This window comes from Nitratireductor sp. GCM10026969 (genome assembly GCF_042660605.1).
Lineage (GTDB): Bacteria > Pseudomonadota > Alphaproteobacteria > Rhizobiales > Rhizobiaceae > Chelativorans.
This window is the reverse complement of record NZ_JBHSUM010000096.1, coordinates 1-15,385: the sequence shown is the minus strand read 5'-3', so window position 1 is coordinate 15,385 and position 15,385 is coordinate 1. Positions and strand designations below refer to the sequence as shown.

Genomic DNA, 15,385 nt, shown 5'->3' with positions numbered 1-15,385 from the left:
CGGGCGGTGCCTCGGCCGCGCTGCGCAGGCTGGTGGACGCGGCGCGCAAGGCGGACACCACAGGCGAGAGGAAGCGGCAGGCGCAGGCGGCAGCGGATCGCTTCATGATGGCCATGCTCGGCGACCAGCCGGGCTATGAAGAAGCCGCACGGGCCCTCTACGTCGGCGACCGGGCGCGGTTTCAGGCGCTGATCGCCTCATGGCCGGCCGACCCGAAGGCCTATCTGGAACGGCTTGCCGCACCCGCTTTCGAAAGCGACTGAGCGACTGTCCGGGCCACACGGGGCCGCGCTTACGGCCTGGAACGGGGAACGGGCAAGGTGACCTCGTCCTTGACCGTTTCCATAACCACGTAGGTCTGGGTCTGCTGCACGCCGGGCAGTCTCGAGATCACGTCTCCGAGCACCTTGCGGTAGGCCTCGATGTTCCGTGTCCTGACCTTCAGAAGATAGTCGTAGCCGCCGGCGATCATGTGACAGGACTGGATCTCCGGCACGCGGGCGACGGCCCGGTTGAAGGCGTCCAGATCGTCGGCCGTCGTGCCCCTGAGCTGCACCTGAACCATGACGATGTGGGCCGCCTCCATGACGACCGGATCGAGCCGGGCGAAATAGCCGGATATCACCCCGGAGCGCTCGAGCCGGCGCAGCCGTTCCGCGCAGGGCGTCTTCGTCAGGCTGACGCGGCGCGAAAGCTCGACCACCGATATCCTTCCCTCCTTCTGAACTTCTTCGAGGATGCGCAAATCCGTGAGATCCAGGCTGCTTGCAGACATGTCGATGTTCCCCAAAATGTCAGGTTTTATAGGAAAATTGCCTGTTTTATAGGCGAATTTGGGGCCATAAACTACTATTCACCTGCTATTCTCCAGGAGAAAGAAAAAGCTTCAAAACTGTTATGCGGCATTTTTCTTTCCACGCGATCAGAAAAAATGGGAGAGTTCGATGTCTTCAACCGACAGGGCCCTGCCCGGGCTTCCACTGGCCCTCACCCCTGTGCTCCTCACCCTCGTCGTCCTGGGGGTGCAGCTTTTCTACTTCGGCGATTTCACGCCCCACGTCCCCCTGGCGATCGGTCTGGCGATCACCGGCCTTGTCGGCATGAAGCTGGGCTTCACCTGGAATGACATCGAGAAGGGAGTCTTTCACGTCATTCACGTGTCGCTGCCCTCCGTCTCGGTGCTGATCACCGTCGGCATGATCATCGGCGTGTGGATCGCCAGCGGCACCGTGCCGACGCTGATCTATTACGGGCTGACGATCCTTTCGCCGCAGATCTTCCTGGCCGCGGCCATGATCCTGTGCGCGATCGTCTCCCTGTCGCTCGGCACCTCCTGGGGCACCGTCGGCACGGTCGGGCTGGCCCTGATGGGTATCGGCGCCGGCTTCGACATTCCCATGTACTGGACCGCCGGTGCAGTGGTTTCGGGTGCCTTCTTCGGCGACAAGGTCTCGCCGCTCTCCGATACCACCAATCTCGCCCCGGCGGTGACGGGCACGGACGTGTTCTCGCACATCAAGAACATGATGCCGACGACGGTCCCGGCCATGCTGATCGCCTTTGCGATCTACCTCTTCGCGGGCTTCGCCGTCATCGAGGGCGGCGATGTCTCATTCGAGCGGATCAACGCCATCACCGCCTCGCTCCAGCAAAACTTCCTTATCTCGCCGTGGCTGCTCCTGCCCGCGCTTCTGGTGATTGTCCTTGCGGTGAAGCGAATGCCACCCATTCCTTCCCTCTTCGCCGGCGCGGTGGCCGGCGGCATTACCGCCATGCTCGCCCAGGGCGAGGGACTGCACGCCATCTTCACCTATGCCAACAGCGGCTATTCCATCGAAACCGGCGTCGAGGCAATGGACTCCCTCCTCAACCGCGGCGGCATCCAGTCGATGATGTGGACGATCTCGCTGGTGCTCATCGCACTCGGCTTCGGCGGCGCGCTGGAGCGAACGGGCTGCCTGGAAACCATCATCAAGGTCATCATGACCAAGATCCGCAGCTTCGCCGGCATTCAGACCGCGGCGATCGGCACCTCCATGGCGACCAATCTGGTGGCCGGCGACCCCTATCTTTCGATCGCCCTGCCCGGCCGCATGTATGCGCCGGTCTACCGCGGCATGGGATACTCCACCCTCAACCTGTCGCGCGCGGTCGAAGAAGGGGGAACGCTGATCTCCCCGCTCGTTCCGTGGAACGCCGGCGGTGCGTTCGTCATCAGCGCGCTGGCGCTCGGAGTCTCCAGCGGAAATCTGGAAAACCTGCTCTACATCCCGCTTGCCTTCGCGTGCTGGCTGTCTCCGGTTCTGGGCATCATCTATGCCTTTACCGGACTCTTCTCCCCGCGCGCCAGCGCAGCCGAGATTGAAGGCTGGAAGGAGAGCGGCGAGGCGGTTGCCGATCTGACGGACCAGGGCTGGCAGGAGGAGGAAGAGGAAAACCCGAGCCCCGTCGCGACGACCTGAGGGGACGCCCATATTCCATCGCAAGCCCCTGCCCACCGGCAGGGGCTTCTTTTGTATGATGGGCACAAGGATCTCCGCCGCGCCCGTGCGAGCCCGCTTGGAAACGGGAGGCGCCCTTTTCGGCCGGCGCGGTGTCTTGCTTTCGTCATCGTTTCGTGTCAATGCTTGCGGGCGCTCGGGTGGTTGCAGACCCGGAGACTGGACGTGTTTTTGGACGACCCCTTTCCCCGAAATCGTAAGCTCTCGACGACCGCGAAACTGTGCGCGTTGCGCAGACGCACCTAACCAACGGGAAAAGGAGTTTCCCATGGCCCAGACCGGCACCGTAAAGTTCTTCAACGCCACCAAAGGCTTCGGCTTCATCACGCCGGACGATGGCGCAAAGGACGTTTTCGTTCACATCTCCGCAGTCGAGGCGTCGGGCATGCGCTCGCTCGTCGACGGTCAGAAGGTTTCCTTCGACGTTGAGCCCGACCGCATGGGCAAGGGCCCGAAGGCGGTGAACCTCTCGGCGGCGTAAGCCCCGCGCCGCACAGGCGGCGATCGGAAGAGACCGGGCGCGGCGGGCGATCGCCTCGGATTTTCTTTGCCGCCGGGCCTCCTGCACCGGCGGGAACCCCTCGCGCCGAGGAACGTTGCGCCGGCGGAGGGCAGGATGAGCCATTCGCGTTCAAACGCCACGGACAGGTCCAGTTCCGACCGCGGCCGGCGCCTCCTCATCGCACTTGCGCTCAATCTCGCCATCACCCTTGCCGAGTTCGTCGGCGGGCTGGTTTCCGGCTCGCTCGCGCTCATGGCGGACGCGGCCCACAACCTGTCCGATGCCGGTTCGGTGCTCGTCTCCTATATCGCCTGGCGCATCTCGCTGCGCCGAGCCGATCGCCTGCGCACCTTCGGCTATGCCCGCGCCGAGACCGTCGGCGCGCTCATCAACCTGACCGTCCTCATCGTCATCGGCCTTTATCTCCTCTACGAAGCCGCGCACCGGCTTTTCGATCCGGGTGCGGTGGCCGGCGGGGTGATGCTCGCCGTCGGCGTGATCGCTCTTGTGGAGGATGCCGCGGCAGCCTGGGTGCTGCGCACCGAGACCGGCAGCCTCAACGTACGCAGCACCTTCCTTCACATGGTCGCCGATGCGCTCGCCACCCTTGGTGTCATCGGCGGCGCGCTCGCCATCATGGCCTGGGGGCCTGCGGCGCATTGGGTGGACCCGGCCGTCACGGCGCTGATTTCCGGCTACATTTTCTTCCACGGCTCACGTGAGATCCGCAAGGCGATCGCCGTTTTGATGGAGAGCGCGCCGAAGGATTTCGACTACGCCGCGCTCTTGCGCGAACTGCAGGCGGCGCCCGGCGTGGCGCAGGTGCATCACCTCCATGTCTGGGAGGCGACACCGGGGCAGACGGCGATCGAGGTCCATCTCGCCTTCAGCGAGCGCGACCTAGGCGTGGTGACACGCACGAAGGAGCATTTGAAGGCGATCCTCCACGAGCGGCACAACATCGCCCACGCGACCATCGAGGTGGAACTGGCGGGCCGGACCGGACATGACGGGAAACTGATCCGGAATGAGTAGCCGGCTTTCGACACAAAACTTTCGCTTGCCCGTTCTTTGAAAATAAGGGACACTTTGTCCTGTTCGGGCATTTGCCGGCCCGGAGACTGGAATAGCATGCCCCGGCATACGACACGACAAAGGCACCCGGGAAGTCGCGCAGAGCAAAATCCGCAGGATTGCGCGCGAAGCTGACTGTTTCTTCTCCCCCAGTAAAGGACCGATACACCCGGACCATGGCCAAGATCCGACTGTGGTCCAACTACGATGATCGAAGGGAGAAAGGACTCTTCCCATGTCGCAGAGCGGTATCGTTAAATTCTTCAACCATGCCAAAGGCTTCGGTTTCATCACGCCGGATGACGGCCAGAAGGACGTGTTCGTGCATATTTCGGCCGTGCAGGCTTCCGGCTTGCCGGGCCTCGAGGACGGCCAGAAGGTGACCTTCGACACAGAGCCGGACAAGCGTGGCAAGGGTCCCAAGGCCGTCAATCTGGCCATCGACTAAGCACGCCGGATCCGGCCGCAAGCTACCAACGTTCGATACCGTGCCGGCCTGCGGGCCGGCATTTCTCGTTACCGCCCATGCAGAAGGCGGGAAGGCCGTTCTTTTCGAACCGGCCGGCGGGCTTTGCCCCCAGATTGCCGCGTTTACCATTCAGAAACCGTTCAGCTACGGGGTCGTAGCGTCCCGGCATTACCGCGCGAGCGGACAGCGCGCGTTACATGGAGACAGAACGATGAGACGGTTTCTCAAAGGTGCCATTCTCGGACTTGCGGTGGCGGCGACGACCATCTCGACCATCCCCGCTCATGCGGACCATTGGCGGCGGCATCACCGCGACAACGACAATGCCCTGGCGGCAGGTATTGCCGGCCTGGCAATCGGCGCGATCGTCGGCGGTGCGCTGTCACAGCCGCGCTACTACAACGACAGGGTCTACATCGATCCGCCGCGACGCTATTACCGCCCCGCCCCGGTCTATCGCGAGTATTATCGTCCCGCTCCGGTCTATCGCGGTAGGGCGACCTATCACTACGCGCCCGAACCCTGGAGCCGCGAATGGTACCGCGCCTGCGACGCCCGCTACCGCAGCTTCGATCCGAGCTCCGGCACCTTCATGGGTTATGACGGCCAGCGGCATTTCTGCGTGATCAGGTGAAGAGAGGAAGGCCGTAGGGCACTGGGGGAGCAGCGACAGCGTACTGCCCTACTCCTTCATCCCTATTCGCCTACCGGCCCTGTCAAAAACGGGTTATTGCGCCGTTCGTCGCCGAAGCGGCCGCCGGGGCCGTGTCCGCACAGGAAACCGACGTCGTCGCCCAACGGCAGTAGCTTGTCCTTGATCGAGCGGATCAGGGTGGTGTGATCGCCGCCCGGCAGGTCCGTGCGGCCGACCGAGCCATTGAACAGAACATCGCCCACATGCGCGAACTTGGCGTTGTCGTTGTAGAAGACGACGTGACCGGGTGCATGGCCGGGACAGTGCAGCACCTGGAAGACGTGATCGCCGAAGGAGACGGTTTCGCCTTCGACGAGGAAGCGGTCGGGCGTGACCGCCCGCAGGGGCGCGGCAAGCTGAAACATGCGCGCCTGGGCCTCGAGGTTCTGCAACAGCATGCGGTCGGCCTCGTGAGGTCCGACGAGGTCGACCCCGAGCGCGCCCTTCAACTCCATCGCCGCGCCCACATGATCGATATGGCCGTGGGTGAGCCAGATGGCTTCGATCCGCGCACCCGCCTTGTCGATCGCCTCGAGGATACGGTCGGCCTCGCCGCCGGGATCGACCACCACGCCGCACTTGTCCTCCTCGTCGAAGAGGATGGCGCAGTTCTCCTGAAACGGTGTCACCGTCACGATGCCGGCCCTGAGTGTGCCCATACCTGCCTCTTTTCCCTCTTGCTGCGCGCCGTGTAGAAGGTGGCGCAAACGGAACGGGCGGCCCGGCCGCCCGTTCGCACTTGTCCCCAAACGTCAGCTTTTCTTGGTGGTTCCCATCACCGCGCCGACCACGCCGGACAGCACGCCGCCCCCGACGAGGCCACCGACGGCATCGCCGAGAAGGCCGCTCAGCATCCCGGCGTCACCACCGACGCCGGCAAGCAGCGCGCCGCCGCCGATACCGCCGACCGCACCGCTGATGATCCGGGCAACCTGCCCCATGGCCGCCTTCTTGAACGCGGCACCGACGGCCTCTCCACCGATGATGCCGGCCACGGCCTGAACGATGATTGGAAGAAGCGCTTCCATATCAATCCCTCCAAGTAGCGCCGACGCCAATCGCCGGCCCCCGCATGAGAGGGCCGAATCGGCTGAGAGTCAAACCGGAGGTTGCGGAGCGGCGCTGGAGCGGTTGCTACTCCGCGGCCATACGCTGGCCGGGCCGCACCTCGTCCGCGTAGTCGTTCATCAGCAGGCGCGTGATCTCGCCGACCTGGAAATTGTAGGGGCCGATCTCGGAAACCGGGGTGACCTCCGCGGCGGTGCCGCTCAGGAAACACTGCTCGAAATCAGCCATTTCCTCCGGCTGGATGGCGCGCTCGATCACCTCGATGCCGCGCCGGCGGGCCAGATCGACGACGGTGCGGCGCGTGATCCCGTCGAGAAAGCAGTCTGGCGTCGGCGTATGCAGGACGCCGTCCTTGACGAAGAAGACATTGGCGCCCGTGGCCTCGGCCACCCGGCCGCGCCAGTCGAGCATCAGGGCGTCGGAATAGCCCTTCGCCTCGGCCGCATGCTTGGAGAGCGTGCAGATCATGTAGAGACCGGCCGCCTTCGACTTCGAAGGCGCGGTGCGCGGATCCGGCCGGCGGTATTCGGCCATGTCCAGGCGGATGCCCTTCAGCCGCTGCTGCGGATCGAAATAGCTCGGCCATTCCCAGATGGCGATGGCGAGATTGATGCGGTTGTTCTGCGCCGAAACACCCATCATCTCGCTGCCGCGCCAGGCGATCGGGCGCACATAGGCGTCCTGCAGCCCCTGCTTGGCGAGAAGCTGGCGGCAGGCTTCATCGATCGCCTGCACCGACCAGGGAATGGTAAAACCCAGAATGCGCGCCGACTCGTGCAACCGCTCGGTATGCGCCGTCAGCTTGAAGATCCGGCCGCCATAGGCCCGCTCGCCCTCGAACACCGCACTGGCATAGTGCAGCCCATGCGTGAGTACGTGGATCTTCGCATCCGCCCATTTGACGAATTCGCCATTGAACCAGATATAGCCGTCAAGCTGGTCGAAAGGAACAGATGCCATAATACCCTCTCCTGAGGACATGCGCCCCGATCCTCACAGCGTCAGGGCAAAGCGGACCAAAATTCGATTATGCCGAAACATCCCAAGCCGAAGCAAACGCCTTTTACAGGAAGTTCCGGAAAACCGGCCCCGGCACGTCTTTTTTGTTCGCCATGTGCCGAAAAGCTTGGCAAAAATTATCAATCCGGGCTAATTATGTCAACATAGCTGACATAAATTTAATCCACCGGGAAAGCGACGATGACGAGCCCAATCCAGCCCAGCGAGCCGCGTCAGGAAACCGAGGTGGACGACGAGGTCGACTTCACGCTCATCGAGCTGCTCTTTTTCGCTTACCGGGACTTTACCTCCGATCCCGACGCGATCCTCGCCAGCTACGGTTTCGGACGGGCCCACCACCGCGTGCTGCACTTCGTCAACCGCCGTCCGGGACTGACGGTGGCGGAACTCCTGGAGGTGCTGCGTATCACCAAGCAGAGCCTGGCGCGCGTACTCAAGCAACTCGTCGACACCGGCCACATCGTGCAGGTGCAGGGTCCGCGCGACCGGCGCCAGCGCGAGCTCTACCCGACCAAGAAGGGCCGCGCGCTGGCTCTGGCGCTGGCCTTGCCACAGTCCCGCCGCATCCATGCGGCACTTGATGAAGCGGGCATCGAAGATCGAGCCGCGCTCGAGCGGTTCCTGCGAGCGATGGTGAATCCCGAGCTCAGGACGCAGCTCGACAGGCGGTCCTCGAAAGCGACCCGCGAGCAAGGGGAAGAAGAATGATCGAAGGCGATCTTTTGGAAAACGGCGCCGGCGCGCCGCCCGACGATGCCCCGCACCTTCTCGTGGTCGACGACGATACGCGCATACGCACGCTCCTGCATCGCTTTCTGAGCGAGAACGGGTTTCGCGTCACGGTTGCCGGCAACGCGGCCGAGGCGCGCCGCAAGCTCAACGGTCTCGACTTCGATCTCATCGTCCTCGACGTCATGATGCCTGGTGAGGACGGCGTCGCGCTGACCCAGCACCTGCGCGGCGCAAACAGCGTCCCCATTCTCATGCTGACCGCGCTCTCGGAGACTGACAGCCGGGTTGCCGGGCTGGAAGCCGGCGCGGACGACTACCTCGCCAAGCCCTTCGACCCGCGCGAGCTGGTGCTTCGCGTCAACAACATCCTGCGCCGCGGCGGCCCGCAGTCCCCGCCGAAGCTGGAGCAGGTGGTCTTCGGCCCCTACACCTTCCAGATTACCCGCCGCGAACTGAAATGCGCCGGCCAGCCGCTGAAGCTCACCGATCGCGAGCGCGAGATCATGGCGATCTTCGCCGAGCGCGCCGGCGAGACGATCCCCCGCCACGAACTCGTCGGCGAGGACTCCGAGGTGGGCGAGCGCACCATCGACGTGCAAATCAACCGACTGCGCCGCAAGATCGAACGCGACCCGTCCAACCCCGTCTGGCTGCAGACCGTGCGCGGTGTGGGATATCGGCTGAGCGTGGAGTAGGCCACCGTCCGTGGCCTCCAGAAACGGACAGGATCGGTCCTGAGACGGCACGGCAGGGAACCCTGTGGGATCGTCGGTTATGCAGCGGGTCCCCCTTGCCGTCATTGGATCCGGCACGAAGAACAGCCCGATTGAGCCCAGCCCCGCCGTTTGCGGAAGATCAAATCGGCCCACCGTGGGGGCTGGTTGCCTAGGCGTGCCTGCGTAGCGCGGTTTTTGCTTGAGATGCACCACTCAGCAAGGCTCGCAAGAACGCCCTTGACTTAGAGTGCCCTCTAACCCGTAGCTTCCCCTGCGTCGTGATGAGAAGCAGGTGACATGAAGATCGGAGAACTCGCGAAACGCAGCGGTTTGTCGGCCCATACGCTCAGGTATTACGAGCGGATTGGCCTGCTTCCCCGTGCAGATCGCAATCGTTCCGGTCAGCGCGACTACGACGCCTCGATCCTGATCTGGATCGAGTTTCTCGGCCGGCTGAAGACCACCGGCATGCCGCTTCGCGAGATGCTGCGCTACGCGGCATTGCGCGAAGAAGGGCCGGAAACCGGACCGGACCGCCGCGCGCTTCTGGAAGCGCATCGCGAGAAGGTGCGGGCTCACATTGCCGAGCTTCAAGCCTGTCTTCTCGTCCTCGACACCAAGATCGGCGGCTATGCCGAAGAGGAAAAGAGGATCGAAGACTATGACGCAGACCTTTCCCGACGCAGACGAAAGCCGCCTGGAGCGCGGGCGGCGAGCACTGGACGCTATTGACGGCGCGGCCGGCCGGAACGTGATTGAAGCGCTGGACGGCATAGCCCCCGACTTTGCCACCTATCTCTTCGAATTCCCGTTCGGCGATATCTACTGCCGGCCCGGCCTTACCCTGCGCGATCGTGAGATCGCAACCATTGCCGCGCTCGCAGCGATGGGCAACGCCGCGCCACAGCTCGAAGTGCATATCCAAGCGGGGTTGAATTGCGGTCTCAGCCGCGAAGAGATCGTGGAGATCCTGATGCAAATGTCGGTCTATGCAGGATTTCCAGCCGCACTCAACGGCCTGTTTGCCGCCAAGCGGGTCTTCGCGGCGGGCGAGGGAAACAGCGCCAACGCGACCGCATGATGAAAACACCTCGACGGCTGCAGCGGGCACCTGAAGCAAAATGCTCCGGCTGCAGCCGCTTCAAGTCCGAAGCAAGCGTTCTTGAATGATCGGGGTCGGCACAAAACGGCTATCCGCGCTTTCGAGTTGAGCTTCCATTCTCCATTTCGCCCACGCATTACCCTCGCCATCCGTGACCCGGCCGGGAAACGCCGCTAGACTGGCGGACCCTTGGGTTGGCGCTTTACGCCGGCTGCCGAGACGGGTAATGCGCGGCGGCGGATGCCCGGGCTTTACGGGCGGAGCGGCGGCTTCGACCCGGCGCACGGAAGGCGAGATGGCGAAATACGACCTGTCTTGGACGGAAAGAGACGACCTGCCGGCGCGCGCGGTCCGCACCGTTCATGCCGCACGCCGGGTCTGGCGGCGCTTCTGGCGCGTGGTGTCGCGCTTTATGCCCAAGCGGCTTTACGCACGCTCGCTCATCATCGTCATCGCGCCCATGATCCTTTTGCAGTCGGTGATCGCTTTCGTCTTCATGGAGCGGCACTGGCAAACGGTGACGCAACGGCTCTCGCAGGCCGTCACCCGCGACATCGCTGCCGTCATCGACATCATCGAGACGTACCCGCAGGAGAACGACTACGCCGAGATCATTCGCATCGCCCAGGAGCGGCTGGCGCTGCAGATCAGCATCGAGCCGTCCGAGCCCCTGCCGCCGCCCGCGCCGAAACCCTTCTTCTCCATTCTCGACCGGACGCTCGGCGAGGAGATCACGCAGCAGATCGGCCGGCCCTTCTGGCTCGACACCGTGGGCAACTCCAACATCATCGAGATTCGCATCCAGCTCGACGACAAGGTGCTGCGCATCTTCGCCCGGCGCAGCCAGGCGTACGCCTCCAACACGCACATCTTCCTGTTGTGGATGGTGGGAACCTCTCTCGTGCTCCTGACCATCGCCGTCGCCTTCCTGCGCAACCAGATCCGCCCGATCTCGCAACTGGCCGAGGCGGCCGAAAGCTTTGGCAAGGGACGGCCCACGCCGAGCGACTTCCGCCCGCGCGGTGCAGAGGAGGTGCGCCGCGCCGGCACGGCCTTCCTGCAGATGCGCGAGCGCATCGAGCGCCAGATGGAGCAGCGCACGGCCATGCTGACGGGGGTCTCCCACGACCTGCGCACGATCCTGACACGCTTCAAGCTGCAACTCGCCATCGCCTCGAGCAAGGCGGACATCAAGGCGCTGGACCAGGACATCGAGGATATGCGCTCCATGCTCGAAGGCTATCTGGCTTTCGCCCGCAACGAGGCCTCCGAGGATCCCGGCAAGTTCGATCTGGCGGCCTTTCTCGAGAAGATGGAAGAGGAGGCGAAGCTGCGGGGCGCCCATCTCAAGACCGCGCTTTCGGGCGAGCGCGAGGTGCTGGTGCGCCCCAATGCTTTCACCCGGCTTCTGACCAACGTGATCGGCAACGCGTTCCGCTATGCTCCGTCCACGGCGGTGGAAGCCAGGCACGGCGGGGGCATGCTGGTGATCACCGTCGACGACGATGGGCCGGGCATCCCGCCCGAGAAGCGCGAGGACGTCTTCAAGCCGTTCGTCAGGCTCGACACGGCGCGCAACCAGGACGAAAGCGGCACCGGGCTCGGGCTTTCCATCGCCCGCGACATCGCCCGCACCCACGGCGGCGACGTCATCCTCGACGACAGCCCGCTGGGGGGACTTCGGGTGATCATCAGGGTGCCGGCCTGAAAAGGCCCGGCCGATGGTTCGGCCGGGCCGCAAGGAACAAATGGTGCTACCTCAGGCGGCCTCTTCCCGCTCGCTTTCCCCGTCCTGGCGGATCGTCGTCAGGGCCGTGGCCCACTTGTACAACTCGTCGAGCATTCCCCGCGCGCCGTCGAGCATCTGTTCGTTGGGATGGAAACCACCCTCGTCGCCGATGAACTGCGGGAAGAAGGGAACCGGCACCACCTGGGGAAGGGCATGGACGTTCACGTTGCCGAGCAGTTGGCGCAACTCCTGCGCGGAGCGAAGGCCGCCGGAGACACCGCCGTAGCTCAGGATGCCAGCGGGCTTGTAGGACCACTCGAGCACAAGGGCCTGCACCGCATTCACGAGACTCGCGGGCGGGAAAGAATCGTATTCGGGCGTGACGAAGACGAAGGCGTCTGCGGACGCCACGCTCTTCGCCCAGCGGCGGGTGTGCGCGTGTTCGTATTCCTGCTGTAGCGGATGGGCCGCCTCGTCCAGGAGGGGCAGGCTGAAATCCGCGAGATCGACCAGTTCGACGTCGAACGCGCCGTGACTGGTTGCAAACTCCTCCAGCCACCGGGCGATGACGGGCCCGACGCGACCGGGGCGGGTGCTGCCGATGATGATATTGAGCTTAAGCGGCATTGGAACTCCTCGGAATTGATACCACTCCGGAACGGCTTGGGAGGATCCGTCTGAGCGGTATATGTTTTATACCGAGGCGAAAATAGATACCTTAGATGGGAGTGCAAGAAGGCACCAATTCCCCACCAGGTTACCTTCGGGTGACCCTGTGTATAGCGGCCGCAGATGCGGGAAGCGCGTGCGCCCTCTGGCAACTTGCAAAGGAGGCGGCTTTGCCAAACCACCGCCGCTGGCGATTGGCAGAACGATAATGTCGACGCTTCCTCCTCCTTGGCGGGGGAGAAAGCGGTCACTTGGGCCCGGCTTTGCTAAATCCGTAAAAATCGCAAGGGAGGAAGCTCCCTGCGTGAATGCCCACTCACCTCAATGCAGCCGGCTGCCGTCGGGCACTTGTCTGTCCACGGCAGCCAGCACCACCGCGCCCGCTACATCGGAAAACCCCAGGGTCAGGACTTCCGATATGAACTTGCCGATCTGGCGCGGGGGGAAATTCACCACCGCCACGACCTGCCGCCCGACGAGGCTTTCCGGCGTGTAATGCTCGGTGATCTGGGCCGAGGATCTCTTGACCCCGATCTCGGCGCCGAAGTCGATTCTGAGCTTGATCGCCGGCTTGCGTGCCTCCGGATAGGGCTCGGCCTCGACCACCGTGCCGACGCGGATATCGACCTTGAGAAAGTCGTCGAATGCGATCTCCGGCGCCTTTTCCGAACTCATGATTCTCCCCTCAGGCGGTGCCGAAGGTCTCGAACAGCACGCTGTTAAGCGCTTCCTGCGCGCTGGTGCCCGACCAGATAACGTATTGGAACGCCTGATAATAGCATTCGCAGGCTTCCAGCGCACTGTTGAGCATCACCTCGACCTGCTGGCCCGTCGGCTCCACCCCGCCGGCCAGAACGAGCGACTGGCGGAACATGATGACGCTTTCGCGGTCCCACAGGTCGAAATGCCCGAACAGCATCTGCTCGTTGATGAGCGACAATAGCCGCATCACTTCGAGTGCGCGCTTTTCCGGCACTTTCAGGTCGAACGCGCAGGCGACATGCAGGGCCTCGAACTCCTCCATCCAGGAAAAGGAGACGTGATAGTCCGTCCATGTACCGGCGACAGAGATGGCGATCTCGTCGTCGCCGTTGCGCTCGAAGCTCCAGTCGTTGTTGTGCGCGACATGCTCGATGACGTCCACCGGATGGGCATCACGCGACATGTCGAGTTCAAGAAGGCTCATAAATCTGCTTTCCCATTAGTGGGAGCGCTGATGCGCCCCGCCGTCTGGCACATGCGGTTTGAAGCACACGCGACCCGATACTGTTCAAACTGAGCGGGTGTAGGAGACGAGAGACATGAACGGGCCCACCCCAACCCGGCCTACGATCCGTTTCGAATCATGCAGCAAATTCAGTGTATTGATGACAGGACCTGTGACCAGCCCTTTTTTCGGGCCGTCAACCGGCAATGTGGATAGTTTGCCCCCTGCCGTGAATCCGGCCGCCGCCTAACCGACTCTCGCGCCAATATTTTTTACGCTTGCACACAGGCTGCGGCTCCGGCGAATTATTTTTTGGATTGCGTGCCCGACGTGGATTTTTTCGCGCTTTCACCGCCTGCGAGCCTGGCTTCCAGCGCCTCGATGCGCGAAAGAAGCGCCGCATTCTCCTCCCGTGCCTTGACCGCCATGTCGCGCACCGCTTCGAAGTCCTCGCGCTGGACGAGGTCCATGGAGTGGAGCATGCGCTCGGCCTGGGAGCGGAACAATGTCTCGAACTCGCGCCGGACGCCCTGGGCAGCGCCTGCCGCGTCGGTCATCACCTTGGCGAATTCGTCGAGGATGCGATTCGTGCCATTCGTCATATCGATACCTCTCCCTGATCCGGAATCAGGTAGGGCCGCGCGAGCGTGAATGCAAGCACGCCCGGAGCACGTTCCCCAGGCTTGACCGCGCCGCATTGCCCGCGCATACCCTGCGCCGCCGCCGGATACCGGCGGCCCGAAACAGGAGGCACGTTTGAGCGAGTATTTTCTCCTGCCGCTGGCCGCCCTGCCCTTTCCGCAGATCGATCCGGTCATCTTCCAGATCGGGCCCTTCGCCGTCCACTGGTACGGGATCGGCTACATCGTCGGCATTCTCTTCGCCTGGTGGTATGCCAAGCGCCTCGTCTCGAACCGGCATCTGTGGGCGCACGATACGCCTCCCATGAAGCCGACGGACCTCGACGACTTCGTCGTCTGGGCGGCCGTCGGCGTGGTCGCCGGCGGCAGGCTGGGCTACGTCCTGTTTTACGACCTGCCGCGCTACCTCGCCAATCCGCTGGACATCTTCGCCCTGTGGCAGGGCGGCATGTCCTTCCACGGCGGCATGCTGGGCACGATCCTTGCCATGGTGCTGTTTGCCCGCTCGCGCGGGATCAACGTCTGGAGCATGCTCGACACCATTGCCGCCGCCACGCCGGTGGGGCTAGGGCTGGTAAGGATCGCCAATTTCATCAATTCGGAGCTGTGGGGCCGGCCGACCGACATGCCCTGGGGCGTCGTCTTTCCGAACGGCGGGCCGCTGCCGCGCCACCCGAGCCAGCTCTACGAGGCGGCGCTGGAAGGGCTCGTCCTCTTTCTCGTGTTGCGCCTCCTCACCCACCGCCGCCTGCGCCTCAAGACGCCGCGCTTCATCGGCGGTGCCTTCATCTGCGGTTACGGCCTGTCGCGCATTTTCGCCGAGTTCTTCCGCGAGCCGGATGCGCATATCGGCTATCTGGCGGGGGGATGGCTGACCATGGGCATGGTGCTGTCGCTGCCGATGGTGCTTGCCGGGCTGTGGGCGATGACGACGGCAAGAGAACCCGCCGAAGCACGCCGGGAGCCATGACCCCGCTGGCCCGGAAGATACGCCGCCTGATCGAAGCCGCCGGGCCGATGAGCGTGGCCGATTACATGGCGCTTTGCCTGTTCGATCCCGAAGACGGCTACTACACCACCCGTGAGCCGTTCGGGCGTGCAGGCGACTTCACCACCGCCCCGGAGGTCAGCCAGATGTTCGGCGAGCTGGTCGCGGTCTGGCTTTACAGCGCCTGGCAGGCCTGCAGCGCACCGGAGGGCGCCGTCGTCGCCGAGATCGGCCCGGGCCGCGGCACGCTGATGCAGGACATGCTGCGCACCT

At 63.8% G+C, this 15,385-nt stretch carries 21 protein-coding genes; 13 read left to right on the top strand and 8 right to left on the bottom strand.

The features are described 5' to 3' along the window. A partial coding sequence (locus ACFP9U_RS17320; protein WP_378623370.1) for a DUF2239 family protein occupies nucleotides 1-263 on the top strand: 263 nt, incomplete at its 5' end. Nucleotides 264-292: 29 nt separating this feature from the next. On the opposite strand, the gene ACFP9U_RS17315 is transcribed toward ACFP9U_RS17320, so the two are convergent. Then, nucleotides 293-793: an Lrp/AsnC ligand binding domain-containing protein gene (locus ACFP9U_RS17315; protein WP_378623372.1), complete on the bottom strand. Its 501-nt coding sequence runs from the start codon at nucleotides 791-793 to the stop codon at nucleotides 293-295. Nucleotides 794-944: 151 nt separating this feature from the next. Between ACFP9U_RS17315 and nhaC the strand changes: the two genes are divergently transcribed. From nhaC to ACFP9U_RS17290, 5 genes are all read left to right on the top strand, one after another. Next, nucleotides 945-2,462: a Na+/H+ antiporter NhaC gene (gene nhaC, locus ACFP9U_RS17310; RefSeq protein ID WP_378623368.1), complete on the top strand. Its 1,518-nt coding sequence runs from the start codon at nucleotides 945-947 to the stop codon at nucleotides 2,460-2,462. Between the two features lie 307 nt (nucleotides 2,463-2,769). After that, entirely contained in the window at nucleotides 2,770-2,982 is a 213-nt protein-coding gene (locus tag ACFP9U_RS17305; protein ID WP_322451852.1) for a cold-shock protein, read from the top strand. A 135-nt stretch (nucleotides 2,983-3,117) separates the two neighbouring features. Continuing rightward, nucleotides 3,118-4,038 carry a cation diffusion facilitator family transporter gene (locus tag ACFP9U_RS17300; RefSeq protein WP_378623366.1) on the top strand — a complete coding sequence of 307 codons (921 nt, stop codon included), beginning with the start codon at nucleotides 3,118-3,120 and terminating at the stop codon, nucleotides 4,036-4,038. A 274-nt stretch (nucleotides 4,039-4,312) separates the two neighbouring features. Next, nucleotides 4,313-4,525 (top strand): cold-shock protein, encoded by a 213-nt coding sequence (locus ACFP9U_RS17295; RefSeq protein ID WP_378623365.1) that lies wholly within the window; start codon nucleotides 4,313-4,315, stop codon nucleotides 4,523-4,525. A 232-nt stretch (nucleotides 4,526-4,757) separates the two neighbouring features. Beyond that, nucleotides 4,758-5,180 (top strand): BA14K family protein, encoded by a 423-nt coding sequence (locus tag ACFP9U_RS17290; RefSeq protein ID WP_322451850.1) that lies wholly within the window; start codon nucleotides 4,758-4,760, stop codon nucleotides 5,178-5,180. Nucleotides 5,181-5,242: 62 nt separating this feature from the next. Here the strand turns inward: ACFP9U_RS17290 and ACFP9U_RS17285 are convergent, their stop codons facing one another. From ACFP9U_RS17285 to ACFP9U_RS17275, 3 genes are all read right to left on the bottom strand, one after another. Then, nucleotides 5,243-5,899 (bottom strand): MBL fold metallo-hydrolase, encoded by a 657-nt coding sequence (locus ACFP9U_RS17285; RefSeq protein ID WP_378623363.1) that lies wholly within the window; start codon nucleotides 5,897-5,899, stop codon nucleotides 5,243-5,245. Nucleotides 5,900-5,992: 93 nt separating this feature from the next. Next, a complete protein-coding gene (locus tag ACFP9U_RS17280; RefSeq protein WP_322451848.1) occupies nucleotides 5,993-6,268 on the bottom strand; it encodes a hypothetical protein in 276 nt (91 codons plus the stop codon). A gap of 106 nt (nucleotides 6,269-6,374) precedes the next feature. Further along, nucleotides 6,375-7,268, bottom strand: coding sequence for a branched-chain amino acid aminotransferase (locus tag ACFP9U_RS17275; RefSeq protein ID WP_378623361.1), 894 nt, complete (start codon nucleotides 7,266-7,268; stop codon nucleotides 6,375-6,377). Nucleotides 7,269-7,508: 240 nt separating this feature from the next. Here ACFP9U_RS17275 and ACFP9U_RS17270 point away from each other — a divergent pair, with 240 nt between their 5' ends. From ACFP9U_RS17270 to ACFP9U_RS17250, 5 genes are all read left to right on the top strand, one after another. Further along, on the top strand, nucleotides 7,509-8,036 hold the full coding sequence (locus tag ACFP9U_RS17270; protein ID WP_378623359.1) for a MarR family winged helix-turn-helix transcriptional regulator: 528 nt from the start codon (nucleotides 7,509-7,511) through the stop codon (nucleotides 8,034-8,036). Further along, nucleotides 8,033-8,755: a response regulator gene (locus ACFP9U_RS17265; RefSeq protein WP_378623358.1), complete on the top strand. Its 723-nt coding sequence runs from the start codon at nucleotides 8,033-8,035 to the stop codon at nucleotides 8,753-8,755. Before ACFP9U_RS17270 ends, ACFP9U_RS17265 begins: the two co-directional genes overlap by 4 nt. Nucleotides 8,756-9,073: 318 nt before the next feature. Beyond that, on the top strand, nucleotides 9,074-9,508 hold the full coding sequence (locus ACFP9U_RS17260) for a MerR family transcriptional regulator (protein WP_378623356.1): 435 nt from the start codon (nucleotides 9,074-9,076) through the stop codon (nucleotides 9,506-9,508). Continuing rightward, entirely contained in the window at nucleotides 9,438-9,857 is a 420-nt protein-coding gene (locus tag ACFP9U_RS17255; RefSeq protein ID WP_378623354.1) for a carboxymuconolactone decarboxylase family protein, read from the top strand. The genes ACFP9U_RS17260 and ACFP9U_RS17255 overlap by 71 nt, the downstream gene beginning before the upstream one ends. A 316-nt stretch (nucleotides 9,858-10,173) precedes the next feature. After that, nucleotides 10,174-11,586 carry an ATP-binding protein gene (locus ACFP9U_RS17250; protein ID WP_378623353.1) on the top strand — a complete coding sequence of 471 codons (1,413 nt, stop codon included), beginning with the start codon at nucleotides 10,174-10,176 and terminating at the stop codon, nucleotides 11,584-11,586. 51 nt (nucleotides 11,587-11,637) lie between these two features. Here the strand turns inward: ACFP9U_RS17250 and ACFP9U_RS17245 are convergent, their stop codons facing one another. The 4 genes from ACFP9U_RS17245 to ACFP9U_RS17230 form a co-directional block, all read right to left on the bottom strand. Next, nucleotides 11,638-12,234, bottom strand: coding sequence for an NADPH-dependent FMN reductase (locus tag ACFP9U_RS17245; RefSeq protein WP_378623351.1), 597 nt, complete (start codon nucleotides 12,232-12,234; stop codon nucleotides 11,638-11,640). Nucleotides 12,235-12,597: 363 nt separating this feature from the next. Further along, nucleotides 12,598-12,951 (bottom strand): tRNA-binding protein, encoded by a 354-nt coding sequence (locus tag ACFP9U_RS17240; protein ID WP_378623350.1) that lies wholly within the window; start codon nucleotides 12,949-12,951, stop codon nucleotides 12,598-12,600. 10 nt (nucleotides 12,952-12,961) lie between these two features. After that, nucleotides 12,962-13,462: a YbjN domain-containing protein gene (locus ACFP9U_RS17235; RefSeq protein ID WP_322451839.1), complete on the bottom strand. Its 501-nt coding sequence runs from the start codon at nucleotides 13,460-13,462 to the stop codon at nucleotides 12,962-12,964. A gap of 326 nt (nucleotides 13,463-13,788) precedes the next feature. Next, nucleotides 13,789-14,085, bottom strand: coding sequence for an accessory factor UbiK family protein (locus ACFP9U_RS17230; protein WP_378623348.1), 297 nt, complete (start codon nucleotides 14,083-14,085; stop codon nucleotides 13,789-13,791). A 154-nt stretch (nucleotides 14,086-14,239) separates the two neighbouring features. On the opposite strand from ACFP9U_RS17230, the gene lgt reads away from it, so the two are divergent. Further along, on the top strand, nucleotides 14,240-15,094 hold the full coding sequence (lgt, locus tag ACFP9U_RS17225; RefSeq protein WP_378623346.1) for a prolipoprotein diacylglyceryl transferase: 855 nt from the start codon (nucleotides 14,240-14,242) through the stop codon (nucleotides 15,092-15,094). Beyond that, on the top strand, nucleotides 15,091-15,385 hold a 295-nt coding region (locus ACFP9U_RS17220; RefSeq protein WP_378623344.1), incomplete at its 3' end, for an SAM-dependent methyltransferase. The genes lgt and ACFP9U_RS17220, both read left to right, overlap by 4 nt.

Excerpts from the sequence above, each read along its gene's own strand:
- ACFP9U_RS17250 (WP_378623353.1), top strand. The coding sequence starts at position 10,174 with ATGGCGAAATACGACCTGTCTTGGACGGAAAGAGACGACCTGCCGGCG.
- ACFP9U_RS17295 (WP_378623365.1), top strand. The coding sequence starts at position 4,313 with ATGTCGCAGAGCGGTATCGTTAAATTCTTCAACCATGCCAAAGGCTTC.
- ACFP9U_RS17235 (WP_322451839.1), bottom strand. The coding sequence starts at position 13,462 with ATGAGCCTTCTTGAACTCGACATGTCGCGTGATGCCCATCCGGTGGAC.
- ACFP9U_RS17300 (WP_378623366.1), top strand. The coding sequence starts at position 3,118 with ATGAGCCATTCGCGTTCAAACGCCACGGACAGGTCCAGTTCCGACCGC.
- ACFP9U_RS17275 (WP_378623361.1), bottom strand. The coding sequence starts at position 7,268 with ATGGCATCTGTTCCTTTCGACCAGCTTGACGGCTATATCTGGTTCAAT.
- ACFP9U_RS17265 (WP_378623358.1), top strand. The coding sequence starts at position 8,033 with ATGATCGAAGGCGATCTTTTGGAAAACGGCGCCGGCGCGCCGCCCGAC.
- ACFP9U_RS17270 (WP_378623359.1), top strand. The coding sequence starts at position 7,509 with ATGACGAGCCCAATCCAGCCCAGCGAGCCGCGTCAGGAAACCGAGGTG.
- ACFP9U_RS17230 (WP_378623348.1), bottom strand. The coding sequence starts at position 14,085 with ATGACGAATGGCACGAATCGCATCCTCGACGAATTCGCCAAGGTGATG.
- ACFP9U_RS17240 (WP_378623350.1), bottom strand. The coding sequence starts at position 12,951 with ATGAGTTCGGAAAAGGCGCCGGAGATCGCATTCGACGACTTTCTCAAG.
- ACFP9U_RS17305 (WP_322451852.1), top strand. The coding sequence starts at position 2,770 with ATGGCCCAGACCGGCACCGTAAAGTTCTTCAACGCCACCAAAGGCTTC.
- ACFP9U_RS17255 (WP_378623354.1), top strand. The coding sequence starts at position 9,438 with ATGACGCAGACCTTTCCCGACGCAGACGAAAGCCGCCTGGAGCGCGGG.
- ACFP9U_RS17280 (WP_322451848.1), bottom strand. The coding sequence starts at position 6,268 with ATGGAAGCGCTTCTTCCAATCATCGTTCAGGCCGTGGCCGGCATCATC.
- ACFP9U_RS17285 (WP_378623363.1), bottom strand. The coding sequence starts at position 5,899 with ATGGGCACACTCAGGGCCGGCATCGTGACGGTGACACCGTTTCAGGAG.
- ACFP9U_RS17290 (WP_322451850.1), top strand. The coding sequence starts at position 4,758 with ATGAGACGGTTTCTCAAAGGTGCCATTCTCGGACTTGCGGTGGCGGCG.
- ACFP9U_RS17245 (WP_378623351.1), bottom strand. The coding sequence starts at position 12,234 with ATGCCGCTTAAGCTCAATATCATCATCGGCAGCACCCGCCCCGGTCGC.
- nhaC (WP_378623368.1), top strand. The coding sequence starts at position 945 with ATGTCTTCAACCGACAGGGCCCTGCCCGGGCTTCCACTGGCCCTCACC.
- ACFP9U_RS17260 (WP_378623356.1), top strand. The coding sequence starts at position 9,074 with ATGAAGATCGGAGAACTCGCGAAACGCAGCGGTTTGTCGGCCCATACG.